26 protein-coding genes, 1 pseudogene and 1 riboswitch are annotated in these 26,861 nt (G+C 42.2%); of the genes and pseudogenes, 18 read left to right on the top strand and 9 right to left on the bottom strand.

The annotated features are described in order from the left end of the window. From ABLA76_RS14715 to rlmA, 6 genes and pseudogenes are all read left to right on the top strand, one after another. Nucleotides 1-851 (top strand): annotated as a pseudogene (locus tag ABLA76_RS14715) (hypothetical protein); the annotation flags it as partial. Nucleotides 852-1,444: 593 nt separating this feature from the next. Further along, entirely contained in the window at nucleotides 1,445-2,821 is a 1,377-nt protein-coding gene (uhpT, locus tag ABLA76_RS14710) for a hexose-6-phosphate:phosphate antiporter (RefSeq protein ID WP_047767958.1), read from the top strand. A 159-nt stretch (nucleotides 2,822-2,980) separates the two neighbouring features. Beyond that, entirely contained in the window at nucleotides 2,981-3,589 is a 609-nt protein-coding gene (gene uhpA / locus ABLA76_RS14705) for a transcriptional regulator UhpA (RefSeq protein ID WP_285811624.1), read from the top strand. Next, nucleotides 3,590-5,128 carry a signal transduction histidine-protein kinase/phosphatase UhpB gene (gene uhpB / locus ABLA76_RS14700; protein WP_348988489.1) on the top strand — a complete coding sequence of 513 codons (1,539 nt, stop codon included), beginning with the start codon at nucleotides 3,590-3,592 and terminating at the stop codon, nucleotides 5,126-5,128. A 9-nt stretch (nucleotides 5,129-5,137) separates the two neighbouring features. Next, complete coding sequence (locus ABLA76_RS14695) at nucleotides 5,138-6,466, top strand: MFS transporter (protein WP_348988488.1); 1,329 nt, start codon at nucleotides 5,138-5,140, stop codon at nucleotides 6,464-6,466. Between the two features lie 185 nt (nucleotides 6,467-6,651). Further along, nucleotides 6,652-7,467: a 23S rRNA (guanine(745)-N(1))-methyltransferase gene (gene rlmA, locus ABLA76_RS14690; RefSeq protein WP_348988487.1), complete on the top strand. Its 816-nt coding sequence runs from the start codon at nucleotides 6,652-6,654 to the stop codon at nucleotides 7,465-7,467. A 139-nt stretch (nucleotides 7,468-7,606) separates the two neighbouring features. Here rlmA and mntP read toward each other — a convergent pair whose 3' ends face one another. From mntP to pabB, 8 genes are all read right to left on the bottom strand, one after another. Beyond that, nucleotides 7,607-8,191 carry a manganese efflux pump MntP gene (gene mntP / locus ABLA76_RS14685; protein WP_152669775.1) on the bottom strand — a complete coding sequence of 195 codons (585 nt, stop codon included), beginning with the start codon at nucleotides 8,189-8,191 and terminating at the stop codon, nucleotides 7,607-7,609. Nucleotides 8,192-8,320: 129 nt separating this feature from the next. Then, nucleotides 8,321-8,463, bottom strand: a riboswitch (yybP-ykoY riboswitch). 153 nt (nucleotides 8,464-8,616) lie between these two features. After that, on the bottom strand, nucleotides 8,617-9,075 hold the full coding sequence (locus ABLA76_RS14680) for a DUF986 family protein (RefSeq protein WP_047767949.1): 459 nt from the start codon (nucleotides 9,073-9,075) through the stop codon (nucleotides 8,617-8,619). 88 nt (nucleotides 9,076-9,163) lie between these two features. Further along, the gene (locus ABLA76_RS14675) at nucleotides 9,164-10,012 is read right to left on the bottom strand and encodes a PTS mannose transporter subunit IID (protein ID WP_348988486.1); all 849 of its coding nucleotides are present in this window, start codon (nucleotides 10,010-10,012) and stop codon (nucleotides 9,164-9,166) included. A 13-nt stretch (nucleotides 10,013-10,025) separates the two neighbouring features. Then, nucleotides 10,026-10,826 (bottom strand): PTS mannose/fructose/sorbose transporter subunit IIC, encoded by an 801-nt coding sequence (locus tag ABLA76_RS14670; protein ID WP_348988485.1) that lies wholly within the window; start codon nucleotides 10,824-10,826, stop codon nucleotides 10,026-10,028. Nucleotides 10,827-10,910: 84 nt separating this feature from the next. Beyond that, a complete protein-coding gene (gene manX / locus ABLA76_RS14665) occupies nucleotides 10,911-11,879 on the bottom strand; it encodes a PTS mannose transporter subunit IIAB (RefSeq protein ID WP_348988484.1) in 969 nt (322 codons plus the stop codon). 510 nt (nucleotides 11,880-12,389) lie between these two features. Continuing rightward, a complete protein-coding gene (locus ABLA76_RS14660; protein ID WP_047767941.1) occupies nucleotides 12,390-13,754 on the bottom strand; it encodes an L-serine ammonia-lyase in 1,365 nt (454 codons plus the stop codon). A 169-nt stretch (nucleotides 13,755-13,923) separates the two neighbouring features. Next, nucleotides 13,924-14,493 (bottom strand): CoA pyrophosphatase, encoded by a 570-nt coding sequence (locus ABLA76_RS14655; protein ID WP_348988483.1) that lies wholly within the window; start codon nucleotides 14,491-14,493, stop codon nucleotides 13,924-13,926. After that, entirely contained in the window at nucleotides 14,490-15,860 is a 1,371-nt protein-coding gene (pabB, locus tag ABLA76_RS14650) for an aminodeoxychorismate synthase component 1 (RefSeq protein ID WP_348988482.1), read from the bottom strand. Before pabB ends, ABLA76_RS14655 begins: the two co-directional genes overlap by 4 nt. A gap of 149 nt (nucleotides 15,861-16,009) precedes the next feature. Here pabB and ABLA76_RS14645 point away from each other — a divergent pair, with 149 nt between their 5' ends. From ABLA76_RS14645 to pip, 3 genes are all read left to right on the top strand, one after another. Next, a complete protein-coding gene (locus ABLA76_RS14645) occupies nucleotides 16,010-16,192 on the top strand; it encodes a YoaH family protein (protein ID WP_348988481.1) in 183 nt (60 codons plus the stop codon). Between the two features lie 101 nt (nucleotides 16,193-16,293). Beyond that, on the top strand, nucleotides 16,294-16,659 hold the full coding sequence (gene yebF, locus ABLA76_RS14640; protein WP_348988480.1) for a protein YebF: 366 nt from the start codon (nucleotides 16,294-16,296) through the stop codon (nucleotides 16,657-16,659). An 80-nt stretch (nucleotides 16,660-16,739) separates the two neighbouring features. Continuing rightward, complete coding sequence (gene pip / locus ABLA76_RS14635; protein WP_348988479.1) at nucleotides 16,740-17,693, top strand: prolyl aminopeptidase; 954 nt, start codon at nucleotides 16,740-16,742, stop codon at nucleotides 17,691-17,693. A 63-nt stretch (nucleotides 17,694-17,756) separates the two neighbouring features. Here pip and ABLA76_RS14630 read toward each other — a convergent pair whose 3' ends face one another. After that, nucleotides 17,757-17,987, bottom strand: a complete 231-nt coding sequence (locus tag ABLA76_RS14630) for a DNA polymerase III subunit theta (RefSeq protein ID WP_348988478.1) — start codon at nucleotides 17,985-17,987, stop codon at nucleotides 17,757-17,759. A gap of 442 nt (nucleotides 17,988-18,429) precedes the next feature. On the opposite strand from ABLA76_RS14630, the gene ftnA reads away from it, so the two are divergent. The 9 genes from ftnA (at nucleotide 18,430) to ABLA76_RS14585 (ending at nucleotide 26,805) form a co-directional block, all read left to right on the top strand. Continuing rightward, on the top strand, nucleotides 18,430-18,936 hold the full coding sequence (ftnA, locus tag ABLA76_RS14625; RefSeq protein ID WP_348988477.1) for a non-heme ferritin: 507 nt from the start codon (nucleotides 18,430-18,432) through the stop codon (nucleotides 18,934-18,936). A gap of 236 nt (nucleotides 18,937-19,172) precedes the next feature. Continuing rightward, nucleotides 19,173-19,559: a copper homeostasis periplasmic binding protein CopC gene (gene copC / locus ABLA76_RS14620; protein ID WP_348988476.1), complete on the top strand. Its 387-nt coding sequence runs from the start codon at nucleotides 19,173-19,175 to the stop codon at nucleotides 19,557-19,559. Then, nucleotides 19,559-20,482 (top strand): copper homeostasis membrane protein CopD, encoded by a 924-nt coding sequence (gene copD, locus ABLA76_RS14615; RefSeq protein ID WP_348988475.1) that lies wholly within the window; start codon nucleotides 19,559-19,561, stop codon nucleotides 20,480-20,482. The genes copC and copD overlap by 1 nt, the downstream gene beginning before the upstream one ends. 85 nt (nucleotides 20,483-20,567) lie before the next feature. Next, complete coding sequence (locus ABLA76_RS14610) at nucleotides 20,568-20,939, top strand: YebY family protein (RefSeq protein ID WP_348988474.1); 372 nt, start codon at nucleotides 20,568-20,570, stop codon at nucleotides 20,937-20,939. A 377-nt stretch (nucleotides 20,940-21,316) separates the two neighbouring features. Then, entirely contained in the window at nucleotides 21,317-21,814 is a 498-nt protein-coding gene (locus ABLA76_RS14605) for a GAF domain-containing protein (protein WP_047767917.1), read from the top strand. 95 nt (nucleotides 21,815-21,909) lie between these two features. After that, a complete protein-coding gene (gene proQ, locus ABLA76_RS14600; RefSeq protein WP_285810451.1) occupies nucleotides 21,910-22,620 on the top strand; it encodes an RNA chaperone ProQ in 711 nt (236 codons plus the stop codon). Nucleotides 22,621-22,639: 19 nt separating this feature from the next. Then, nucleotides 22,640-24,706, top strand: coding sequence for a carboxy terminal-processing peptidase (gene prc / locus ABLA76_RS14595; RefSeq protein ID WP_348988473.1), 2,067 nt, complete (start codon nucleotides 22,640-22,642; stop codon nucleotides 24,704-24,706). A 180-nt stretch (nucleotides 24,707-24,886) separates the two neighbouring features. After that, complete coding sequence (htpX, locus tag ABLA76_RS14590) at nucleotides 24,887-25,771, top strand: protease HtpX (RefSeq protein WP_047767911.1); 885 nt, start codon at nucleotides 24,887-24,889, stop codon at nucleotides 25,769-25,771. Between the two features lie 275 nt (nucleotides 25,772-26,046). After that, nucleotides 26,047-26,805, top strand: a complete 759-nt coding sequence (locus ABLA76_RS14585) for an SDR family oxidoreductase (protein WP_348988472.1) — start codon at nucleotides 26,047-26,049, stop codon at nucleotides 26,803-26,805. Nucleotides 26,806-26,861: the final 56 nt, after the last annotated feature.

Raw genomic sequence — 26,861 nt, 5'->3', positions numbered from 1 at the left:
GGGCGTTGCAGACGACGATGGCGGGGAAGCTGGATAAGAACCAGAACGGCGCAGATATCCCCAACAAAGCGGAGTTTGTGAAAAACTTAAACATTGCAACTGAAAAATGGGTTGAAACTAATGGCTCTGGCTTTATTCGATATAAACCAATTGATCCGGGACGTCTTACCGAGTTCACATCATGGATTAAGTCATTATCGAATGGTGGGCATGCATTCCGTTTTGGATCATATGACGGGGAAATAGGTTACAAATGGTCATGTGGTTATGTAACAAGAGCGGGAGATACATGGGCTGGCTTCGTTGCGAGTTATAACCAGGGTGTTGCAGTCGTACACGGTAGTGATGGTGGTGGGTCTACAAAAGTGAGCTATTTGTGGACTGATAAAAATGCATGGAAAGATGGTAGCGGCTACCTCAGAACATCTTCTCCTATCATCCAAATCTACCCCGATGGCACATTCATCACCAACGACGAATCCGAAGGGGCCACGGTCACTAAACTCGGCACCGGTCATTATCAAATCTCCGGCGTATTGGGTTATAACGCTGACGGAGCATGGGGTGTCCACGGCGGTATCTCCTCGCCGAAGAACAACAACGGGCTGGAACTCATCTACATTGATGACACAGTGAAAAAATGCGGCGGCATCATCATTCGCACATTCCACCGTCAGCATACCCATTTACCTGAACGGTTCCAGAACAGGCGGATAAAAGACATCGCGGATGGTGAAAAAGTCTACTACGCCGATGCCGAACCCTGTGACATTCCCGAAGGTTGTCGCTTAGATGTCCGTGTCCAGATGCCGGCGGATTCGGTGTGGAATGTGGGGCAGGGGGAGGGGTGAACGAGCTGTTTTGGTATATAATAATCATCGACCATAGATTTACCCTGGTGAAGCACTTCTTTCTGGTGACGGTATTATTGACGGTATATCAAATTTGATGTTTTTTTTATTTTCTTTAAAATTAAAGTAATAAATCAAATATAAACAATTGAGTGGAATGATTTAAAGCTTCCCCAAGTCTCACCAAATCATCATGATTTTCTAATTAACGCCCTGATTTCAGGGCTTTTTTACTCGTGGCTGGCCGTTAACAATGTTGATGATCTTGTTCAGTTTTTACTGGCCTAAATATCGTTGGACATCAAACACCAAAAAATAGCCCTTATTTCTCCCTGTACTGAGCAAAGAGTGTGATTTCTTTCACGCTTTATGCTCGAATAAGGCAAAAATAGGAAATATTCTTAGTTAAACTAAGACCATAGCTCAAGCCAACCTGCCTTTAGTTTTCTAAACTGACCGGATAATAACTATATCTGCGAAACTATATTTACGAAAACTATAACTACGAAAACTTTTGCTTTCTTGCAATTTGCCTTTTTTATTTTCACCTGCTTCAAAAGGCGCTTTTTCTCGTGGTTATTTAAGGATTTCAAATGCTTAAAATTTTAGAACAAATTCGTAAACCAACACTGGATCTGCCAGTGGAAGTACGCCGTAAAATGTGGTTCAAACCCTTTATGCAGTCGTATTTGGTGGTTTTTATTGGCTATATGGCTATGTATTTGGTACGTAAAAACTTTAACATAGCCCAAAATGATATGATCTCGACTTATGGTCTGTCGATGACACAGCTTGGGTTGATAGGGTTAGGTTTTTCTATTACTTATGGGATTGGTAAAACCGTTGTTGCTTATTATGCCGATGGTAAAAATACCAAACAATTCCTGCCATTTATGTTGATCCTATCTGGCATTGCCATGTTAGGGTTTAGCATGAGTATGGGAAATTCCGGCATCAGCATTTTCCTGATGATGGCATTTTATGCGTTGAGTGGCTTTTTCCAAAGTATAGGAGGGCCTGCCAGCTATTCCACTATTACGAAATGGACTCCCCGTAACAAGCGTGGAACCTATCTGGGTTTGTGGAATATGTCACATAATGTTGGTGGCGCCGCTGCGGCTGGGGTTGCCCTCTTTGGTGCCAATTATTTCTTTGATGGTCATGTAATAGGGATGTTTATTTTCCCTTCTATTATCGCCCTGATCATTGGTTTCATTGGATTGCGTTATGGTAGCGATTCTCCAGAAAGTTATGGTTTGGGTAAGGTAGAAGAGTTATTTGATGAATCTGTCAGCGAAGAAGATATCGCGGCAGAAAAAAACCAAATGACCAAACGTGAGATCTTTGTTGAATATGTCTTAAAAAATAAAGTCATTTGGCTACTCTGTTTTGCCAATATCTTCCTTTACATCGTGCGTATTGGTATTGACCAATGGTCAACCGTGTATGCCTATCAGGAATTGGGGCAATCAAAAGAAACGGCCATCACGGGTTTTACCATGTTCGAAATAGGGGCGCTGGTAGGTACCTTAATGTGGGGGTATTTGTCAGATTTGGCGAATGGCCGTCGTGCCCTGGTTGCCTGTGTCTCGTTAGGGTTGATTATTGTCTGCCTTGAATTCTATCAACATGCAACCAGTGAATACATGTATTTGAGTTCCCTGTTTGTGCTTGGTTTTCTGGTATTTGGCCCACAGTTGTTGATTGGTGTGGCTGCTGTAGGGTTTGTACCGAAAAAGGCGATCAGTGTGGCTGATGGTGTTAAAGGAACGTTTGCTTATTTAATCGGTGACAGTTTTGCCAAGCTCGGTTTGGGAATGATTGCTGATGGTGTACCTGTCTTTGGTTTAACGGGTTGGAAAGGGACATTTGTTGCTCTGGATACCTCAGCCTTCGCATGCCTTACCTTGCTTGCTTTCGTGGCTATTGCGGAAGAGAAAAAGATTCGAAAAGCGAAGAAAGCACATTAAGCTGTATTAAAAACTTACTGATGCTGCTGTATAACCGCAGTAGCATCTTTTCATCACTTTTTGCCCTAATATCCCCTATTTTCTATCGATGACGTACTGTTGCGAAGCGATATCAATAAGAGTAGTTTAATCCGATGCTTAATTCGGTAATAAATGATGATGATTAAAGTCGCATTAGTAGATGATCATGTTGTTGTTCGTTCAGGATTTGCTCAATTGTTGAATTTAGAGCCTGATATTGAAATCGTGGGGGAATTCAGTTCATGTGCTGAAGCCAGGCAAGGATTACCGGGATCGGGTGCAACAGTTTGTATTCTTGATATTTCAATGAAAGATGAAAGTGGACTTTCACTACTGAAAGATCTTCCCTCAGGCATTACCTGTATTATGCTGAGTGTGCATGATTCTGCCACAATGGTAGAGAAGGCCTTGAAAGCGGGTGCGCGTGGTTATCTCAGTAAACGTTGCAGCCCGGATGAACTGATTCAAGCGGTGCGGACTACCGCCAATAATGGTTGTTATCTGACACCGGATATTGTCCTTAATTTAACGTCATCAAAAAGCAATCCGTCTTCATTGGAATACCTGACTAAACGGGAACGGCAAGTTGGTGAAATGTTGGCGAGTGGTATGGATGTTAAAGCCGTCGCGGCTGAATTAGGATTAAGCCATAAAACCGTACATGTTCATCGAGCCAATGCGATGAGTAAATTAGGGGTAACGAATAACGTGGGTTTGGCGAATTATTTTGCCACTAATGATCTTTAAATGCGTCAATATCTGATTAATTCATTTTGCGGCTGGTTACTGTTTTCTTGTTGGTGGTTCTGCTTATGGGTCATCGCTTACTATTTTGTCAATGACTCTGAACTGGCTATTCTGTTTTTTCCTTTTGCTTTGCGTCTCGGCATTACTCTCCATACCCCCAAGCGTTATTGGACGACTATTTACGGCGCAGAATGGGGGCTTACCATCTGTTTGACGCTCCTCATGGGGCAGCTACAATGGCTGACGGTATTAACTGCCAGCATGGCCAGTTTTCCTCTTGTTTGGTTTGTCAGTCGCTATTATTGTGGCAGTCAATGGCAGCGATTTGCTGTTATGGCTGGTATCATTCTGGCAACTTCCATGATTAATGTCGCGGCGATCAGTAATCATAATTCTGCTTTAAGTATTGCATTTTTGGTGAGTTTAACCGGGGGTGTCATGTTAGTCCCTTTGTGTTACTTAGTATGGCATTACCTGTTCCAAAATATTTGGCTTCCCCTGACTGCTAATCTTGTATCACATCGTATTCAGTTTCATCTGAAACAGATTATTCTTTATAGTTCATTGTTTATAATAAATATTTTTATTCAAGTTGGTCTTCCGAATGAGTTGCGTTATTTTGCTCCGTTTTGCCTAGCGATCCCTATTATCTTGCTGGCTTTTCGCTACGGCTGGCAAGGCGCAGTTATCGGTACTTTGCTAAACAGCATTGCTTTGATTGCCGCGCGTAATGGTGTTTCGAATAATGGTGTTTCGCATATCGAGATCACGGATCTCTTGTTATCACTGTTGGCTCAAACGTTAACGGGGATCATGCTGGGAATGGCGGTGCAGCGTCAGCGTGACCTTAATGCACAGTTAAAGCGTCAACTTCATTGTAATCACAGTTTGTCCCGCCAATTGGTGAAAGCAGAAGAGTCGGTAAGGCGGGAAATTGCACGTGAACTGCATGATGAAATTGGTCAGAATATTACGGCTATTCGTACGCAGGCCAATATTATTCAGCGGGTAGAAGTCGCACCGATTAGTGCTAATTGTGCGAAAACTATCGAATCGTTATCCCTCAATGTTTATGATACAACTAAAGGGTTACTTAGCCGGTTACGGCCTAAAATTCTTGATGACCTCGGTTTGAAAGAGGCGATTGAGCAATTATTGCGGGATATGGAATTTGAATCCCATGGCATATTGGTAGCAGTTTATTGGGAAACGGATTCAGCTATGACTATTGCGCAACTCAGTGACACCACCCAAATTACGTTATATCGCCTTTGTCAGGAAGCACTGAATAATGCCGTGAAATATGCTCAAGCGGATTGTATTGAATTACATTTTTCCATCAGCGGAATGATCCACTTATTGATCAGGGATAATGGTATTGGCTGTAAATTTGAAGATCATATGAAAGGGTTTGGCTTGCGTGGTATGCGGGAGCGTGTGCAGGCGCTGGGTGGGACGTTCTCAATTCACAGTGGAAAACGACAAGGTGATTCGACTCCTTCGGGGACGGATTTGTCTATCATCCTGCCTAAACTTTAAGATACGGTCATGACAGCTTCTTCTCAATCCAAGTCGGTACATGACAAACAGTTATCTGATGAAGAAATCCGGCAACAGTATCGCTACTGGCGGTTGCATATCATGCTGAGTCTTTATGTGGGCTATGCGCTATTCTACTTTACCCGTAAAAGTTTCAATTATGCGATGCCTGCCATGATAACCGATCTCGGCCTTGATAAGGGGGAAATCGGTCTTATTGGCACGTTGTTTTATATCACTTATGGTTGTTCCAAATTTCTTTCCGGTATTATCTCTGATCGCTCCAATCCGCGTTATTTCATGGGGGGCGGGTTAATTGCCACCGGGATCATCAATATCTTTTTTGGTCTGTCCAGCTCGATTGTGATGTTTACCTTTTTGTGGCTATTAAATGCGTGGTTTCAGGGTTGGGGTTCGCCGCCCTGTGCCAAACTGCTCACCAGTTGGTATTCTCGCTCAGAGCGTGGTTTTTGGTGGTCTATATGGAATACATCACACCATATAGGGAGTGCTTTGGTTGCGTTGTTTGTCAGTTTCTTAACATTACATTTTAGCTGGCGAGAAGGATTTATTGTGCCGGGCTGTTTAGGTATTTTGGCTGGGATATTTTTATGTTGGCGGCTACGTGATAAGCCTGCAACAATGGGATTACCAACCGTTGGTCAATTTCGTAATGATCATTTAGAAAAGATACAGGAAAATCAAGGACAAGAGCTAACCCCCAAAGAAATACTGAAAACCTATGTTTTTTGCAATAAATATATTTGGTTGCTTTCACTGAGTTACGTGTTGGTCTATCTCGTCCGTACGGTGATTAACGATTGGGGAAACCTCTATCTGACAGAATATCATCATTATGATTTAGTGAGTGCAAATGCGGTATTGTCACTGTTTGAAGTGGGGGGATTTACAGGCTCACTGGTGGCGGGCTGGGGATCAGATAAAGTGTTTGGCGGTAATCGTGGGCCGATGAACTTGCTATTTGCGATGGGTATTTTCTTATCGGTGGCGGCTTTATGGTTGATGCCGGTGACTGATTTGATTTTTCAGTCAATTGGCTTTTTCACGATTGGTTTTTTCGTTTTTGGTCCACAATTATTAATTGGTATGGCGGCTGCGGAATGTTCTCATAAAGATTCTGCGGGGGCGGCAACGGGGTTTGTTGGACTCTTTGCTTATACGGGCGCTGCACTTGCCGGTTACCCTTCTGCGATTATTTTGAAGTATTACCATTGGACCGGGTTATTTATTACCATTTCTGTCTGTGCAGTAATGATAGGTTTGTTACTATTGCCATTCCTGCAAGCCCAGTTTTCTAGCCAGAGGATGCAGGATTGATGGTTAAGTTAATTTAATGAAAAATATCCCGGAATTCGCAGTCATATTTTCCTGAAACATACTCTTTTTCTTCTACTTTCCCCCGCGCAGCGGGGAAATATAAGGCATCGCGTCGTCTTGCGGATTGCAACTTGAAGTTTATCGAGTATAGTATGCCCCTGATTTTTCCTATTCGTTGAAATGTTATGTCTTATCAATGTCCTTTATGTCACTCATCCTTATTGTTTGCAAACCACCAATGGCGTTGTGAAAACAATCACCAGTTTGATTGTGCAAAAGAAGGGTACGTCAATTTACTGCCCGTTCAGCATAAACGCTCAAAAGAACCTGGGGATAGTGTGGAGATGATGCAGGCGAGAAGGGCGTTTTTGCATTCAGGTCATTATCAGGCTCTGCAACAAAAAACGGTGGAGTTACTTGGGGAATATTTACCAGAACGTGCTGAAACTTTGCTGGATATTGGTTGTGGCGAAGGTTATTACACCGCCGCAGTTCAGGAACAGTTGAATCCTCACCGGAAACTGGCGGTGTATGGATTAGATGTGGCGAAAATCGCCGTTCGTTATGGTGCCAGGCGTTACCCTGATGTTAATTTCTGCGTAGCATCTAGCCATCGACTGCCATTTGCAGACCATTCATTGGATGGTATTTTGCGGATCTACGCCCCTTGCAAGGCAACAGAATTGGCTCGAGTGGTGAAAACGGGTGGTATTGTTCTGACGGTAACGCCAGGGCCTCGTCACTTGTATCAATTGAAAGCGCTTATTTATCAGGAAGTGCATTTACATCCTGAAAATCAGGAACAATGGGAAGAGTTTGAATTAATTTCAACTGAAACACTGGCCTATACAATGTCATTAAATGGTGAACAAGCGCATAATTTATTGCAGATGACGCCTTTTGCCTGGCGGGCATCAGACGAAGTTAAAAGGCATTTAATAGCAAGAGAACAGCTTAATTGTGAAGCCGATTTTACGTTAAAAGTATATCGACGTATTTGATAATAAGATAATTGCTGTCATCTTATAAACCATAGAAGTATGATGACAAGGGAACAACTCTCCGGAATATAACGAACTATATATCCCGGAGTAAATTGAGTTAATAAAACTACAACGTAAAAAACGTTAAATAATAGTGTTAGTCCACATACCAAAATAATTTAAGATGCTCGAATAATATATTGAAGCCAATGGCAATTAAGATCAATCCCCCAACCAACTCGGCTTTTTTACCCAATAGCGGGCCAATATAACGACCAATTAACATGCCTAATGTGGCCATAATCATAGTCATCAGGCCAATTGTCATGGCTGTGTGGAGAATATCAACTTGTAAGAAGGCAAGGCCGACACCAATTGCCATCGCATCCAGACTGGTTGCGATGGCAGTGAGAACCAATGCCGCTGAACTATGGCGTTGAGGTGTAGCTTGATAAGAAGTTTCAGGTTCACGTTTGAAGCTATCAATTATCATGCGGCAGCCAAGGATCAGGAGCAAGAAAAAGGCAATCCAATGATCCCATTCCATAATATATTGGCTGGCATACAAGCCCAATGACCAACCAATTAAAGGCGTACAGGCTTCAACCAAACCAAAGATGATACCTGTGCGAATAGCTTCGCTAAAATGAGGTCGGTGAAGGGCGGCACCTTTGCTTACAGCAGCGGCAAAAGCATCCATAGACAGGGCAAGCGCGAGAATAAGTGTTGCATAGAGATTCATCAAAATAGCCTCGGCTGGGTGATTCCATACACACACAACACACCCCCAACCAACGGCGCTGTTATGTGTCTATGGTCTTGCCAACCGATTTATTCCCGTATCTTTCAAGCTGCGACTTTGTTAATTGTCACTTGAAATATAACGGGAATATAAAAACCTGGACGTTATTAGGTTCTTTAGGTATTCGTACCACGTTTTATTTTAAACGAGCATGTTGATACGAATTTTCCAGAAATTTTCTGGAACAGGCTACTCCCCAATGACTGCGACGGACAATATCATATTAAGAATAAAAGGCAAAAAATATTTTGCCATAATTTTAAATATGAAAATGATAATGCTTATCGTTATCTATATCTGTTTTGGGAGGGAAATAAGACTAATATGAATTATTGATCTTATTTAGTCGAATCTGCCAAGTGCAATCATCTGTTGTTAACCAGAAATTGATAAATTTTTTCTAAGTCATCCAGCTTTGTGACGGATACATATATTTTGTTTTGCTCTAAATCCATCATAAGAATGCCGTCTTCAGATAAATTCATTGCGTTAATGCTTTCATAAGAAAAGAAACGGTTGGCATAATAAAAACCCTGTTTTTTGAATATTAATTTTGGTGAGCGAATATAACCTAAATATAATGTCACCAGGATGATAAATGTTAACAAGTAAGTCGTGAACTGACTGCCATGTAATGTGACATTATTGTAAATAATAATAGCAATCAAAATGATAAATATCAGCGCATCAATTCGTTGCTTTCTTTTGAGTTTGATATTTAACAGCGTTTTTCCTTTGAGCTGATTGATAATAAATTCATCATAAATCGCAAAAGCGAGCATGAATACAATTAAAACGATCAGAACAATATCATTCAAACTCATTTTTAATCCCTATTTAATTTATTGTCTTAACAAAGAAAAGGGGAGGTAAACCTCCCCCGAATATTCAAGCCATGCAGGAATATCAGACCTAGCCGAGGAAACCAAAACGGAAACCGACGATCCCCAGCACGAAAAAGCCGATGATAATCCATAACGGATTGACTTTCTTCCGCAGTAGCCACATACAGCCAAATGTTAACAACAAGGGCATTAAGCCAGGCATTAACTGGTCAAGGATGGTTTGAACTGTAGTCACTTTCATCTCACCCGTGATGGGATCAGGCACTTCAGAAACTACGAGCGGAATATTCACTTTGGTCCATTTATTGACGAGGGCGCCCATGACAAACAAGCCGAGAATTGACGCGCCTTCGGTCATTTTCTGCAAGAAGCCACCCCCCATATCTTTAACGATATCCAATCCTTTTTTGTAGCCATAAGCGACCCCCAAGTAACGGGTAAGTAATCGCACTAAATTAAACAGGAAGAAAAACAGAATAGGGCCTAACAGACTGCCACTCATGGCAATACCTGCACCCAGAGCAGCGAATACCGGACGAACAGTGCCCCAGAAAATGGGATCACCGACACCCGCTAAAGGACCCATTAACCCCACTTTGATACCGTTGATAGCCCCGTCATCAATGTCAGCCCCATTGGCCCGTTGCTCTTCCATTGCCATAGTGACACCAAGGATAGGTGCCGCAACATAAGGATGGGTATTAAAAAATTCCATATGTCGTTTGAGAGCTTGCTTCCTTTCTTCGGTATTCTCCGGGTACAGACGACGAATGGCAGGTATCATTGAAAAGCAGAAACCGATTGCCTGCATACGTTCAAAGTTCCACGACCCTTGAAATAGGTTAGAACGGAGGAATACACCACGAATATCGCTCTGTGTCAGCTTTTTCTGACCCATATTTGTTGCCTCTGACATGTTGTTTATCCTCTTAATCTAATTCGTTATCAAGGTCGTTTGGGGTATTGCCAGCCGGGGCGGTTGCCTGTGATTGATTGTATTTTGGACTAATCTGGATATACAGGATGGCCATAACAATACCAATCACACCTAGTGCCACAAGGTTGAAGTTAGTGAAGGCCGCCGTGACGAAACCAAGGTAGAAGAACGGCATCAGATAACCTGCGCGCATCATGTTAATCACCATGGCATAACCGACAACCACGATCATACCCCCGGCGATATTCAGGCCGCTGGTGACCACTTGTGGAATGGAATTCAACATATGCTGAACTTCGGAAGTTCCTACTGATACCGCAACAATCAGGGCCGGGATAGCGATCCGCATCGCCTGGAGCAGTAAAGCTGAAACGTGAATGACGCTAATGGCACGAAGATTACCGTTTTCTGCTGCTTTGTCGGCTGCGTGCTGGAAACCCACAGTTAAGGTACGGACGATGATAGTCAGAACCTGGCCTGCTGCTGCCAGTGGAATAGCCAGTGCGATACCGGCACCGACATCTTGTCCACCGGCGATAACCAGGATGGTTGAAATGATGGAAGCCAATGCTGCATCGGGGGCGATTGCTGCACCGATATTCATCCAGCCAAGGGCAATCATTTCCAGTGTACCGCCGATGATAATACCGGTTTTCATATCGCCGAGCACTAAGCCGATTAATGTACAAGCAACTAATGGACGGTGGAATTGAAATTCATCAAGAATTGACTCCATACCTGCGATACAGGCAACGATGAATATCAACACAAGTTGAACAACGGTAATTTCCATTGTTTTTCTCCTGTAACCAAATGTAATTTGGTAAGAATTTTGTTATTAAGTAATGGTGAGTAAAATGACATCTGTTTTTTATTGTTAAACTTTTTTCAGTAGATCCATCATGTTCAAACGGGTATCGCTGGCAACTTTACGCGCTTCAAGTTCTATGCCCCGAGAGTTCAGTTTTTCAAAAGATTCAATGTCAGTCTTATCAACGGAAATCGCGTTGTTGATTTGGGTTTTTCCTTGGCGGAAAGCCATGCCACCGATGTTTATGGATTCGATAGCGACGCCACCTTCGACAATACGCAGAACATCTGTTGGATTGGTGAAGAGCAACATGACGCGTTCGTTAGCATATTTGGGGTTGTTGTAAACCCGAACACACTTAGCAACGTCTATGACATGTGCGCTGACGCCGGGAGGTGCAACTTGTTTCAACAAGGTAGAACGAACAGTATCCTGGGCAACTTCATCACTGACGACAATGATACGCTTGACGTTAGTTTCCTTCGTCCAACGGGTAGCAACCTGGCCGTGGATAAGGCGATCATCAATACGTGCAAGGGCAATCTTCATATGGCCGCCGGCAGGGGGTGATGAAGCTGAAATGGCTGAAACCGGTGCAGTGGGTTTTACGGGTTCAGGTTTGGCAGGCTCTTCATCTTGTTTTGCTTTAAAGGCTCGGATCCCTTCTTTGCCGGTTTCCAATGCAACAGCAACCAGCTCTTCCATCGTTGGATCATCGTCACGACACATGAAAGCTTCAACCAACATCGGAACATTGACACCAGTAACGATTTCATAGTTGTCTTTATCAATCACAATACGGTTTGCAGCATTGAATGGACTGCCACCCCAGGTATCGACGAAAAACAGTACGCCTTGTTCTGTATCAAGCGATGCCAGTTTTTGGTTGTATTTTTCGAATAACGTATCAGCATTTTCACCGGGCACAAAGTCGATATAAGAAACATTTTCCTGTTCCCCAATCAACATCTCTGTGGTACGAAGCAGTTGTTCCGCCGCGGCTCCGTGTGTGCCAATCATAATGGCTATACTCACTTGTTTTCCCCTTTCTATAACAATTGAACTCAGACTACTGCACGCTCATACTCAATATTTCTAATGTATTTAACTTCCTATCAATCAATAGGATAGTCGTGAACATAAAACTGTCATGGTTTTATATTTTGTTACATAAGTAAATATATAGTTAGAATATCATTTGCAGGCTTCAAGAAAATTGCTATCAGTCAGAAAAATTAAGATAGACTATTTTGACAGGCTAAAACAATATTTTATTCTGATAAATTATCTTTGTTTGTCGTTAAACTCCGGTCATTCATTATAATTTAGTGTTTAAATCCGTTCCCGGTAACATTTTCTTAAATTTATTATAAAAAAATTGTGATGTTTTTGGCGAAAATAGAAAAAAATATACTTTAGTAATTCGTTTCAGCCAAAAAAATATCCCTGCCGAATGGCAGGGATATTTTTTCAGTTACCATTCAATGGTAGAAAAAACAGGCATAAATATCGCTTATTGTAAAATAAATGAACGATATCTTACGACTAGTCACATTGAACTTTTATCGCCAAACCACCGCGTGAAGTTTCACGGTATTTTGCGTTCATATCTTTGCCGGTTTCATACATGGTCTCAATCACTTTATCGAGAGAAACACGTGGTTCACTGGTACGGCGAAGTGCCATACGGGCAGCATTGATTGCTTTAACGGAAGCAATCGCATTACGTTCAATACAAGGCACTTGCACCTGGCCTGCGACAGGGTCACAGGTCAGGCCGAGGTTATGTTCCATGCCAATTTCTGCTGCGATACAAACCTGCTCAGGGCTTGCACCCAGTAATTCTGCAATGCCGGCTGCGGCCATAGAACAAGCAACCCCAACTTCACCCTGGCAGCCAACTTCGGCACCAGAAATAGAAGCATTCATCTTATATAAGATACCGATTGCACCGGCAGCCAGAAAATAGCGGGTGTACAGTTCCGCCGTTACAGGTTCAATGCAATGGTTGTAATAGGCCAAAACAGCCGGGACAATACCACACGCGCCATTAGTTGGCGCTGTCACAACCCGGCCACCCGCCGCATTTTCTTCATTGACGGCCAATGCAAACATATTGATTAAATCAACAACATTCATTGGGTCATTCGACAATTTGTTTGATGATGTCAGCATACGCTGCAATGCGGCGGCACGGCGAGGAACCCGCAAGGGGCCTGGTAAAATGCCTTCTGTATTCAGGCCACGCTCAATACAAGCTTGCATCGTTGCCCAGATATCGGCGAAATACTCAGCAATTTCTTCTTTGCTGTGTAAATCCAATTCATTTTTCATCATCAAGCCAGAAACAGACAAGCCGGTTTTATTACAGTTCATCAGCAGTTCTGCCGCAGAGCTATAAGGATAAGAAACAGGTTTGGAATCTTGGGATGGCTTGCCAAAATGTTCTTCATCAACAATAAAACCACCACCGATAGAGTAGTAGGTTTTGCTGTAAACTTTTTCATCACCAGCGAATGCATGAATTTGCATGCCGTTTTCGTGCAGTGATAAGTTATCGCTACGGAAGTTCATACCGCCATTGCGAGGAAAATCGACTTCGTGTAAACCATTTGCCAGTGGCAAACGTTCAGTTTGCTCAACATCACGAATAAAACCTGGAATTGAATCAATATCAACAGTTGCGGGCATATTACCTGCCAGGCCCATGATGATAGCGATATCCGTATGGTGACCTTTCCCGGTTAATGAAAGTGAGCCGTATACATCAACAGCTACACGCGTGATAGAGGACATTACCCCTTGGTTTACAAGATCATCGACAAATTGTTTGCCTGCTTTCATAGGACCAACAGTATGAGAGCTGGATGGGCCAATACCCACCTTAAACATGTCGAAAACGCTAATCACGCCAGACTCCTTTAAAGAAGAAAGAGATATAGTTATTTATATAAAGCGCGCTACTTTACTGTTATTTGATAGTGTTGATAAAGGAGTTTACAGTTTTTTTTTAATTATAATAGCAATTGATATGATTATGGATAAGTAATGCACAGTTTTGTGGTGTTTTGCGCCCAATTCAGAACGTTTTTTGCACTTGCTGTGCTAAGTGATAAATAATGGCTGCGGTTAATCCCCAAATCATATGCTCTTGGTGCCAATAAAAATAGACTCGGCGTTGTTGATTACGGCGTTTTATATCCAGATACCGGTAATGGGGAAGAGAAAGAGCATCAAACAGTGGGATTTCAAAAATGCTTGCTACTTCTGCTGGGTTGGTTCGAAAAGAGATAGGTTCGGAAATAAGCCCAATTACCGGAGTGACACGATAACCGCCAATGCTATCCAGGGGGGCTAATTGCCCCAGTATTTGTACCTTATCTTGCGGTAGGCTGACTTCTTCTTCTGCCTCACGCAGGGCGGTGGCAATCAGGGATATGTCTTCAGGATCTGCCGCTCCGCCGGGAAAAGCAATTTGCCCGGCATGGGAGCGGAGGCTTGCAGAGCGTTGAGTGAATAACAGCGTGGGTTCTGGCTTACATATAATCGGTAATAATACTGCCGCATTGCGCGAGTTGCTGGCTGAATGTGTTGGTCGTGCAGGAAGCTGCAATTGAAACCGATGAATGAAGTCAGAGAGCGATGTCATGATAGAGAGAGTTTCCCTAATTGAGGTAAGATCCGTCCGAGTTTATCAAATGTTTCCTGATACTCTTTTTCAGCAATGCTATCTGCAACGATACCACCACCGGCCCAACAGTAAATTTTTCCTTTTTCTGTCAATAAGGTACGAATAGTAATATTGCTGTCCATTGTACCGCAGAAACTAATATAGCCAACAGCGCCACAATATCCGTGTCTGCGATGTGGTTCCAACTCTTCAATGATTTCCATGGCCCGAATTTTAGGGGCACCCGTAATTGATCCACCGGGAAAACAGGCACGCAGTAAATCTGTGGCATGATATGTATCGGGCAAGGTTGCAGTGATAGTGCTGACCAGATGGTGTACGGCTGGAAAAGGTTCAACAACAAATAATTCAGGGACTTTGACCGAACCTGGAATAGCAACCCGCCCAATGTCATTTCTCAACAAATCAACAATCATCAGGTTTTCCGCACGATCTTTGCGTGAGTTTGCTAATTTCTCTGCTTGCCATTGATCCTCTGCGGGATCTTGCAATCGGGGCAGCGTTCCCTTTATTGGGCGTGTCTGAATGCGATGGTCTTTCAAAAGAATAAAACGTTCAGGTGAAACGCTGATGATGCAGTGCTCAGGCAAGCGAATAAAGGCAGAAAAAGGCGCTTGATTACTTTCATTGAGCTGGCTAAATGCCTGCCATTCATCTCCCTTGTAATCAGCCTGGAACCGTTGTGATAAATTGACTTGATAGCAATCCCCTTCTCGTAGGTAGCGATGGATATGAGCAATTTTTTCGTGGTATTGCTGCTCTGTCATATTGGATTGCCACGGACTTGTCAGGGAAAAAACGTCTTTCCTGTTTTCTCGCAGAGACTCTAACCATGTCAGCCGTTGGTCAATATTGTGGTAGCTCAGTAACGTCGCTTTCTGTAGCTGATGATCAATAATTAAGCCCCAATCGTAGATACCCACAGCCATATCAGGAAAGCTCAGTTCATTGGCAGCTAATTCAGGTAGCGTTTCGATACGTCGTCCGAGATCGTATCCCCATATCCCTAATGCGCCTCCTTGAAAAGGGAGGTCTGGATCAAATTGAGTATCAATACCACAGGCGTGAAGATGGTCTTTCAATAGCTGAAAGGGATCTTCTTTGGAAAGAGAAACCTGACCATGACGATTAATTTCGGTAGAGGCTCTTTGAGTGACAAGCGTTGTCACTGGTTCGGCGACGATAATATCAAATCGATTATGTGGATGTTCGGCAGCGCCAGAATGTAACAGCATGGCCCAGGGTAATGCAGAAAGGGGCGCAAAATAGTGAATGGCGAGATCAGGAGAATACGGCAATTGTCGTTTTTGTAATGCAATTTTCATGACGGAATCAATATTGGTGTTTAGCAATCCACAAGGAATAACATATTAATCTGCGGAGATTATCATACAATCTTGCTCCTGACTTGAGGTAAAACAGGCTATAATCGCCGCTTGCCATTAACTGTTATGTTTTGTTTGAGGTTATAACGATGTTTTCAGGTATGCCAGCATTATCCCATGAAGAGCAGCAAGCTGCCGTAGAAAGGATCCATCAGCTTATTTCCGAAGGAATGAGCAGCGGAGAAGCCATTGCTATTGTTGCTCGGAAATTGCGCGAAAAGCACCAGCACCATGAGCAGATCCATGTTTTATTTGAAGACGGTGAAAACTAATCGCAACGCATTTTTAACAAAACTCACATAATTACTTTCTATTACATGTTAATTTACCGCAACTTTTAATCCATACTATTTGGGTGGTAATAGGAGGTAACATGAAGTCAAGTCAATTCATTCGTCGTATTGGTTTATTGAGTGTCGGTGTCCTGTTTTCTGTTTCATTTACTGCAACCGCTGCTGATAATGAGCGTGTGGCGAAGTTTATTTCTTGTAAAAATTTAACCAAAGATCAAGTGGCGGCACAGGTTAAACAAGATTTTTTACAAAATCGTATTAATCACTGGGATGAAGACAGAAAGCAATTAGGCACTGCAAAACTGATTGCGTGGGTAAATGTCAATGATATTACTGGTGATAAGGACGCATTGCAGGTTCCTCTGGTCGTCCGGGGCACGAAAAAAGATAAAAGCTACAATGTCATCATTGATTGTCAAAAAGAGACTATCAATTATAGTAAATAATTTGTCGCGCTATCTTTTCTTTAAATATGTACGGGATACTGAGAAAGTATCCCGTTTTGTTTGAACAGTGAGAGGGCTTTATGACGGAACAACGGAAACTCTATCCCGCTTATAACGCGTATCAAACAGGGTATCTGGATACAGGTGATGGACACCAGGTTTATTGGGAATTGTGTGGCAACCCAAAAGGTAAGCCCGCAGTATTCATTCATGGTGGGCCTGGTGGTGGGATAGCAAACTATCATCGTCAGTTATTCGATCCCGAACGCTATCACATTATGTTATTTGATCAGCGTGGCTGTGGACGTTCTAAGCCCTATGCGAGTCTGGAAAATAATACCACATGGCATTTGATAGCCGATCTTGAACGGCTGCGTAATCTTATGGGCGTTGAGCAGTGGCTGGTTTTTGGGGGTTCATGGGGATCGACGCTGGCTTTAGCCTATGCTGAGAAACACCCGAATAGCGTGTCAGAATTAGTGCTAAGAGGGATTTTCCTGCTTCGCCCACAGGAATTGCATTGGTATTATCAAGAAGGTGCTTCTCATTTTTTCCCAGAAAAATGGGAGCGTACATTATCTATCCTGTCGGAAGAAGAGCGTAAAGATGTCATCGCTGCCTATAACAAACGGCTGACCAATGAAGATGTGCAAGTACAGTTGGAAGCAGCACGTTTATGGAGTCTCTGGGAAGGCGAAACGGTAACGTTGCTGCCTTCTGCAAGTTCAGCTACTTTTGCAGACGATAATTTTGCTTTGGCATTTGCACGCATTGAAAACCATTACTTTATCAATAATGGTTTTATGGACGAAACCCAGCAATTACTGGATCATATTGATGTGATCAGACATATCCCAGCGGTGATTATCCATGGCCGCTATGATATGGCATGTCAGGTACAGAATGCGTGGGATTTGGCAAAAGCGTGGCCGGAAGCTGAATTGAACCTTGTGGAAGGTGCGGGTCACTCTTTTGATGAAGCCGGTATTTTACACCAACTCATTAAGGCGACTGATAAGTTTGTTGGAAAATAGATTTACCGAAAATAGTTAAGATAACCACCCGCAAAGTGGTGGTTATCCTTTCTTATTATTCCGTTAACGGCTTTTAGGCTCATAAGGCAGGCGCGACAGTAATCTTGATTGCTGGCGGTAGTGCTGTAAGCGTTGTTGGAAATATTTCCGCAGATGTGCTGGTTGTGATTGTTCAACCGTGTCAGGAATGACAGGCATGTTATAACGTTCTTTAAAAGCAACACCGGATGCGGCTAAATCAACATTGACCTTATTCATCTCATCTTTAGATAATTTGGCTAAGTTATGTTCCATTTTGGCCTCTCTGAAAACGCATTTTTAATTTATCTAACATAACAGAAAATTAATAGACTCTTTTTTGTTTAGCAAGTTGTTTAAAAAAGGGCAAAAATTCACCTGATATACGCGATAAACGTCAAGGTGCAATCCGCAAGACGACGCGGGATCTTATATTTTCCCGCTGTGCGGGGAAATATAACACACATCTTGAAGTTGGATTGGTATAAATATAAATAATATCAATTCTCATTTTTATTAAAAATGTTTTTTTGAATAAAAATTTAATTAAATAAAATTGATTCTTATTTTCTCATATTTAATGAGATTTATTTCTGTTGGTTTTTATAAATAAATATTTATTTATCATATTGTTATGTATTTTTATTTTGTTTTTGTATTATGTGATTTTAATTGGCATAATACGCCAGGTTTAATGAATTATTAGGAGGGTTGTCCGATGTTAAAAAAAGAAATGATCAAAAAATTAAATGAGCAATTAAATCTGGAATTTTATTCTGCGAATTTATACCTGCAAATGAGTGCATGGTGCAGTGATAAGGGATATGAAGGCGCAGCAGCGTTTTTAAAGACGCATTCACAGGAAGAAATGCAACATATGCAACGCTTGTTTGATTATTTGGGCGACACGGGTTCAATGCCTGTTTTAGGCGCTATTCAGGCACCGCCTGTTGAATTTAAATCTATCTCCGATGTATTCAATCAGACTTATGAGCATGAAAAATTGATCACAGAAGAGATCAATAAACTTGCCCATGTAGCGATGACGACACAAGACTATTCCACTTTTAATTTCTTGCAGTGGTATGTGGCTGAACAGCACGAAGAAGAAAAACTGTTCAAATCTATTCTGGACAAACTGGATATGGTGGGTGAAACGGGAAAAGCCTTGTTCTTACTGGATAAAGATCTTAAGGGATTGTCTATGGCACCGGCACACGCCTGATATCGCCTTCGTCTTTCAACTTGATCTGTTTTTCCATCGTAACTCCCGTTTCTTTGCGTATTTTTTCATGCATTGTGAAACCGGGGTTACGGCCCACCCTCTTTTATTCCCATTTTTGCGTAGTGTCTCACAGGTCAGGACATTCCCCGTCATTTACCGCAGATTAAACAGATTTTTTGATATAGAATCTCCCTTCAGGCATAAAAAATTCATCAACATATTAAAGGGTTATCTATATGTTTATTCTTAACATCCGTTCATTCTGGACCAAATTATCGACTCTTGTGGTTCTGTTTGTCGGTATGTCTTGTCAGCAGGCTTTGGCTCATGCACATTTGAAAGATCAGACTCCCGCAGAAAATACAACGGTTGAAGCTGTCCCACAAATTATCACCTTGAACTTCTCAGAACGTATTGAACTTGGATTCAGTAAGGTAAAATTGATTGGCCCAGAAAAAAACGTAGTTAAAACAGGTAAGTTGGAACTCGATCCTGAAACCAAAACCAAGTTAATCCTGCCGGTTGAAGGCAAACTTACGGCGGGAAAATACAGTGTTGACTGGAGTGTACTCTCTGTCGATGGTCATAAAACAAAAGGCGTTTATAGCTTTACCGTAAAATAATGATCTCTCTAGAGGCGCTATACATATTCTGCCGTTTCTCTCATTTTGTGGTCGTCATGTTGATGTTCGGCCTTAGCTTATTCACCGTAATGCTTGTTTCTGGGCATTTCTCGATCCTAATGAGAGAATGGTTAAACGTTGGAGTTTTAATCAGCACCGTGCTGGCTTTGCTAACCTCAATCATCTGGTTTATTGTACAGGCTGGATTAATGGGGGATGGCTGGCACGATGTTTATGCTCTGGATATTTGGCTGGCTGTCTTGGGAACCTCTTTTGGGCAAGTATGGCGATGGCAGTTATTGATAGCTGTACTTGCTGTTGGTGGATTGTTCCTTTCCGATATTAAAGTCAGAAATTTCCTGTTGTTAGGTTGCTCGATTATTTTACTCTCCAGCCATGCTTTCATTGGACATGCAGCGATGTATGAAGGAAGCATAGGGCTATTATTTCAAGCCAATCAGGTTATCCATTTACTCAGTGCAGGTTACTGGTTTGGTGGATTGTGGCCATTCTTAGTGTGTCTGCAATGCTTGCGATTACGGCAGCCAGCAGAAACAAGCTTATTTCCCAATGTGACTATTCTGTATGCAGAGAGCGTAACAGCCATGAGGAAATTCTCTCTTTATGGGCATGTTGCCGTGTTTCTGGTGATTGTGACAGGAATTGTGAGTAGTGTGATCCTCATTCCAGACTGGCCTGTCTTCAGTCGAGTTCTGTCTGAATACCAATCCATGTTATGGTTAAAAATAGTGCTGGTTATTGGAATGGTACTTTTGGCTTTGATTAACCGCTATATTTTAGTTCCCAAGTTAAAGCAGAAAAGGAGCTATCAGCAATTGATAATCAATAGTTGGCTGGAAATTATTCTGGGTACAACCGCATTGTTATGCGTAGCGATTTTTGCAACGCAACCGCCCGCGTGATTCTTAAATGATTGGTGTAAATCTGGCTATATCAACAGGAAAATTAGCGATAAAATCACGGCATGTATCTATCAGGGGAAAGATAATGAAACGACTATTTTGGGCTTTGCCTCTTTTGCTTCTCTCTTTTCAGGGAGTGGCTGCACCAATAAAAACCATTAGCAAGCTACAGTTTGGCAAACAGTGGGCATTTACTCGCGAAGAGGTTATGCTTGATTGTCGAGGAGATGGCGCGTTGTTTGTGATAAATCCCGGCACATTGATGCAGTATCCGTTGAATGATCGAGCAACACAACTTATGCAAGCCAATAAAGTGATTGCATCATCATTAGAGACAATCCTCTTAAATGACCCCGAACATCCCAATCAAAAAATGAGTGTTGTGCCATTCCAGAAAGCGGCATTGGCTTTATGTGACCATCCATCCATCCAACCGATAATGGTTGAAATTTGGTAAATCATTGTATGTAAACTACGCTTTAAATCGTAAGTTGTTCTACGTCTCAATGGCAACTTTTAGCGCAAGGCTCTTTGATAGAGCTATTTTTCCCTGGGTCGAGTTGAGGAGTGAACTCGGCCTTTTTTTTGCTTGTGCTTACGTAACAAAACACGCTAGTTTTTAAATAAGCTGTGATATCTCCCTAGATTTTATAAGTGAATATGGGTAAAAATAATTAAAGAAAATTTAAATTCAGGAAGAGAGACAGTATTCTGAACGAAAATTTAAATCATAGGGGCAGATTATGCTTAGAAATAGTCTGTTAAATATGGTAAAAATTTTATGTGAAATCATTATTTCTATTTTGTTAAAAATTGTCTATTGCGTAGGAGTTTATGAATAAGAATGAATTTTATCAAGAGCTAGCAGATAGTCTGATGGCACTGCTATCAGGGGAGTACGATCTTATCGCTTCTCTTGCTAACACAAGCGCATTGTTATACGAACGTTTGGATAATGTTAATTGGGTTGGTTTTTATTTAGTTGATGATGATACTCTGGTTTTAGGGCCATTTCAGGGTAAGATCGCTTGCGTTCGTATTCCTGTAGGAAAAGGTGTATGCGGAACGGCTGTTGCAAATAAGCGTATACAGCGTATTTCTGATGTACATGCTTTCCCTGGTCATATAGCCTGCGATGCCACCAGTAATGCTGAAATTGTACTTCCTTTAGAAATCAATGGACAAATTATTGGCGTTTTGGATATTGATAGCACGGTTTTTGATCGGTTTGACGAGAATGATGAAAATGGCTTGAAAGCGCTGGTTATCAGGCTTTGTAACCATTTGGAACAATGTGTTATGTCAAAATATCTACAACAGAACGTAACTTAACATACGTATAACGTGGCATTTATCAGCAACGCTATTATAATGTCGCCTGTTCATGCCTGCGCTGGTTGGCAAAACCGTTGTAATCAGGAAATTTCATGGAAAATCAACCTAAGTTGAACAGTAGTAAAGAAGTCATTGCTTTCTTGGCTGAGCGCTTCCCGCTTTGCTTTGTAGCAGAAGGTGAAGCACGTCCTTTGAAGATTGGGATCTTCCAGGACATCGTTGAACGTATTCAGGACGAGGAGTGTTTGAGTAAAACACAGCTCCGTTCTGCTTTGCGCTTGTATACCTCCAGTTGGCGTTATCTCTATGGTGTAAAAGAAGGAGCCCAGCGTGTTGACCTTGACGGAAACATGTGTGGAGCGCTGGAAATTGAACATATTGAACATGCGCGTCAGCAACTGGCAGAAGCGAAAGCACGGGTACAGGCTCAACGATCTGAACAGCGTGCCAAGAAACGTGAAACTGAAAACGTATCTGACAAGAAAAATGAACGCCCTGTGAATAAAAAGCCGGCTCCTCGTCATCAAAAGAGATCAGGTGATGGTGAAAAACGTCCGGTGCGTTCGCAAAACCACCCGCCACAATCGCGTAAACCAGCAGATAAAACCATAAAAAAAATGGCACAATCTGAGTTAAACTCAGTCACTGACGTATCCGCTTTGAAAGTCGGCCAGACTATCAAAGTAAACGTAGGAAAAAGCTTAATGGATGCATCTGTGCTTGAAATTGCAAAAGATGGTGTCAGAGTGCAGTTACCTACTGGTTTAGCAATGATTGTACGCGCAGAACACTTAAAGTTCTGATACGGAGGCCAACTTGGGCATGAACAAACTCATTACATTGGCTTTCGTTTTAGGTCTATCATTTTCTAGTATAGGTTATGCAGATACGATTAATGACAATGTCATTAACGGTCACAATACGGCTGTTATCAGCCTGAGCCAACTGCCAGATTTAAAACCGGAACCACAGCATCCCACAGTAAGTAAGCGGATTGTTTCCCGCTTCCTCCGTTCTCATTATCGCCAGTTTTATCTGGATGCAGATTTTTCAGGAAAAATTTTTGATCGTTACCTGAATCAACTGGATTATGGACACAATGTTTTTTTGGCATCTGATATTGCCCCCTTCGCGTCTCAAAAGGGAGGATTAGGAAAAGAGCTTGAAAATGGCGATCTAAAGCTTCCTTATGATCTATTTAATCTGATGCAGAAACGCCGCTTTGAACGTTATCAATATGTGCTCTCCCGTTTAGAACGACCCGTTGACTTAAATGGTCATGACACCATTGAAACCGACCGTATCAAAGCACCATGGCCAAAGAGTGTTGAAGAGTTGGACAGGCTTTGGGATGCCAAAATCAAATTTGATTGGATAAATCTCAAGTTATCCGGCAAAAAAGACGATAAAGAAATTAAAGAAACCCTGACTAAGCGCTATCGGACGTTATTAAAACGCCTTACACAAACCAAGAGTGAGGATGTTTTTCAAAGCATTATGATGGCTTTTGCCCGTGAAATAGATCCGCATACCAGTTATCTCTCTCCTCGTGATACAGAACAGTTTAATTCAGAGATGAGCTTATCTCTTGAGGGTATCGGTGCTGTTTTACAATATGATGATGAGTATATTGCCATTCGTTCATTACTTGCAGGCGGTCCGGCTGCCAAAAGCAATTTATTGAAAGTTGGAGATAAAATCATTGGTGTTGGGCAAGTAGGCAAGCCAATTGTCGATGTTGTTGGATGGCGTTTGGAAGATGTTGTTGCGCTTATTAAAGGGCCGAAGGGGAGTAAAGTCCGCCTTGAAATCACGCCGAGTACAAAAGGGGCAAAAAACCACATTGTTACCTTAACCCGCGAGAATATCCGCCTTGAAGATAATGCTGTCAAGATGTCGGTGAAAACGGTAGGGAAAGAGAAGGTTGGTGTTCTGGATATACCCAGTTTCTATGTCGGCTTGACTAACGATGTAAAAGTGCAGTTGCAAAAACTCACTAAACAGGGGGTTGCTTCGGTTGTTATTGATTTGCGCGGCAATGGTGGTGGAGCGCTAACAGAAGCTGTATCGTTATCTGGCTTATTTATTCCCACGGGTCCCGTTGTCCAGATCCGGGACAATACCGGTAGAGTCAAAGTGGAGGCAGATACAGATGAGGCAAGATATTATAAAGGGCCTCTGGTCGTTCTGATTGACAACAGAAGTGCTTCTGCATCTGAAATTTTTGCGGCTGCGATGCAGGATTATGGCCGTGGATTAATTGTGGGAGATCCTTCTTTCGGTAAAGGTACAGTTCAGCAATATCGCCCTTTGAATCGTATTTATGATCAAATGTTACGGCCTGAGTGGCCTGAAATTGGCTCTGTGCAATACACTATCCAGAAATTCTACCGGATAAATGGGGGTAGCACCCAGCTTAAAGGGGTAACGCCTGATATCATTATGCCGACAGGAGAAGAACCGTCTGAAATAGGGGAAAGTCAAGAGGATAATGCGTTACCTTGGGACAGCATTCAGCCTGCGCATTATACTTCCTTGAAAGTGATTTCAGAGTTAACCCCGCTACTGACTAAGCTGTATAATCAACGGATTGCTAATGATCCTGAGTTTAAATATATCAGACAGGATATTGCTTACTATAAAGCCATGAAAGAACGTAAGGGCGTTTACTCCTTGAACTATGCTCAAAGAGAGAAAGAAAACAAGGAATACGAAACAAACAAATTGAATCGTCTTAATGAACGCTTTAAACGAGCAGGTAAAAAACCGCTCAAATCGCTTGAGGATTTACCAAAAGATTATAAAGGGCCTGATCCTTACTTAGATGAATCTGTAAAAATTGCCCTGGATTTGGTGCATCAGCCTGCTGAAATGGCTGTAACGAGATAGTTTTAAAATTCGTTATAGATAAAAGGTCGGCTTGTTAGCCGGCCTTTTTTTATCATATTGTAAAGTTATGTTGTTTACATCGCTTAACATCTTAAAAAACTTGAATAATATGGGGTTAATCCCCATCTTATGGCTTAACGCTTAGTTGAACTGTTTGATAATTAAAGGAAGCAAATTTATATGATGAGAATTGCCTTGTTCCTTCTCACAAACCTTGCTGTCATGGTGGTGTTTGGAATAATACTTTCACTTACAGGAGTTCAGCGGAGCAGTGTTGCTGGTCTCATGATTATGGCTGGTTTGTTTGGTTTTGGTGGTGCATTCATTTCTTTGTTAATGTCGAAGTGGATGGCTTTACGTTCTGTTGGTGGTCAGGTTATTGAAAAACCGTCCGATGAAACTGAAGCCTGGTTGATGGAAACTGTTCGTCGTCAGGCGGATCAGGTTGGAATCACGATGCCACAAGTGGCTATCTATGATGCCCTGGATATTAACGCATTTGCTACAGGGGCACGCCGTAATGCTTCTCTGGTTGCTGTTAGTACAGGGCTACTGAACAATATGAGCCGTGACGAAGCCGAAGCCGTCATTGCACATGAAATTAGTCATATCGCTAATGGTGATATGGTGACGATGACATTGTTGCAGGGTATCGTGAATACATTCGTTATCTTTATTTCACGTATCATTGCACAGGCTGCTGCGAGTTTCCTTTCCAGCAGCGATGATGAAAGTGAAAGCAGCAGTAATGGTAATCCAATCGTCTACATGGTGATTTCCATGGTATTGGAGATCGTATTTGGTATTTTAGCCAGTATTATTACCATGTGGTTCTCCCGTTATCGTGAATTCCATGCGGATGCAGGATCAGCGAAATTGGTTGGCCGCGAAAAGATGATTGCTGCATTGCAACGTCTTAAGACCAGTTATGAACCTCAGGAAGAGGGGAGAATGATGGCATTCTGTATTAATGGCAAAGCTAAGAGCTTCAGTGAGTTGTTCTTATCTCATCCGCCGTTGGATAAGCGTATTGAAGCCCTTCGTCGTGGTGAATATCTAAAATAATGCGATAACCCGTAGCCTAAACAGAATATACTATACCAATCCAACTTCAAGATGCGTGTTATATTTCCCCGCTGCTCGGGGAAATATAAGGCCTCGCGTTGTTTTGCGGATTGCAACTTGAAGTTTATCGAATATAAATAAGTACATTATATTTAATATTAAATAAGTAATATTTTATATTGTGATTAACTAATGAATATAAGTTTATTGAGGGAAGACTCTGGTGTTTGATATTACACGGTAAGCTTTGAAAATATATCAATGAGGGTAATAAAATGATTCGATTTGAGGATAAAGTTGTCATTATTACTGGTGCAGGTAGTGGTATTGGTGAGGCTACAGCAAAGCGTTTCTCACAAGAGGGAGCTATTGTGGTGTTAGCTGGGCGGGATACAGAGAAGCTTAATCGTGTACTGAGCGAATTGCCTTCGAGCAAAGCGTTAGTGATTCAGACAGATGTCGCGGACCGGGAATCGGCTAAAAATATGGTTGATGAAACAGTCAGGCATTTTGGCCGGATAGATATTCTGGTGAACAACGCCGGGTTATATGTGGTTGGTGATTTATTGAGTACTTCACAAGAAGACGGTAATGCAGTACTGGCTACGAATCTCAATGGTGTACTCAATTGTAGCTATTCTGCTTTGCCTCATTTGCTGAAAAGCAAAGGATGTATTGTCAATAATGCCTCGGTATCTGGCTTGGGGGGCGATTGGGGCGGCGCTCACTATTGTGCAGCAAAAGGTGCTGTCGTGAATTTAACCCGTGCGATGGCGCTGGATCATGGTTCACAAGGGGTCCGTGTCAATGCGGTTTGCCCGAGCCTGGTATTGACTCCGATGGTTGCCCGCTTTGATGATGAAACCCTTGCGCATTTCGATAGTCGTATTCCGTTAAAAAGGGCGGGCCAACCTTCTGAAGTGGCAGCAGCCATTGCATTTTTGGCCAGCGAAGATGCCAGTTTCATTAATGGGGTGAACTTGCCGATAGATGGCGGGGTAAATGCATCCAATGGTCAACCTAATTTTAACTGAGTTTGCCGCAAACATTGCCTGTTAGATGATTGATTGAAAAGTGGCTCCACGAGGAG

The organism is Xenorhabdus sp. SGI240, assembly GCF_040081915.1.
In the GTDB taxonomy this organism is placed as follows: domain Bacteria; phylum Pseudomonadota; class Gammaproteobacteria; order Enterobacterales; family Enterobacteriaceae; genus Xenorhabdus; species Xenorhabdus bakwenae.
The sequence above is the reverse complement of the archived record's forward strand: the minus strand, read 5'-3'. Positions and strand labels throughout refer to the sequence as shown.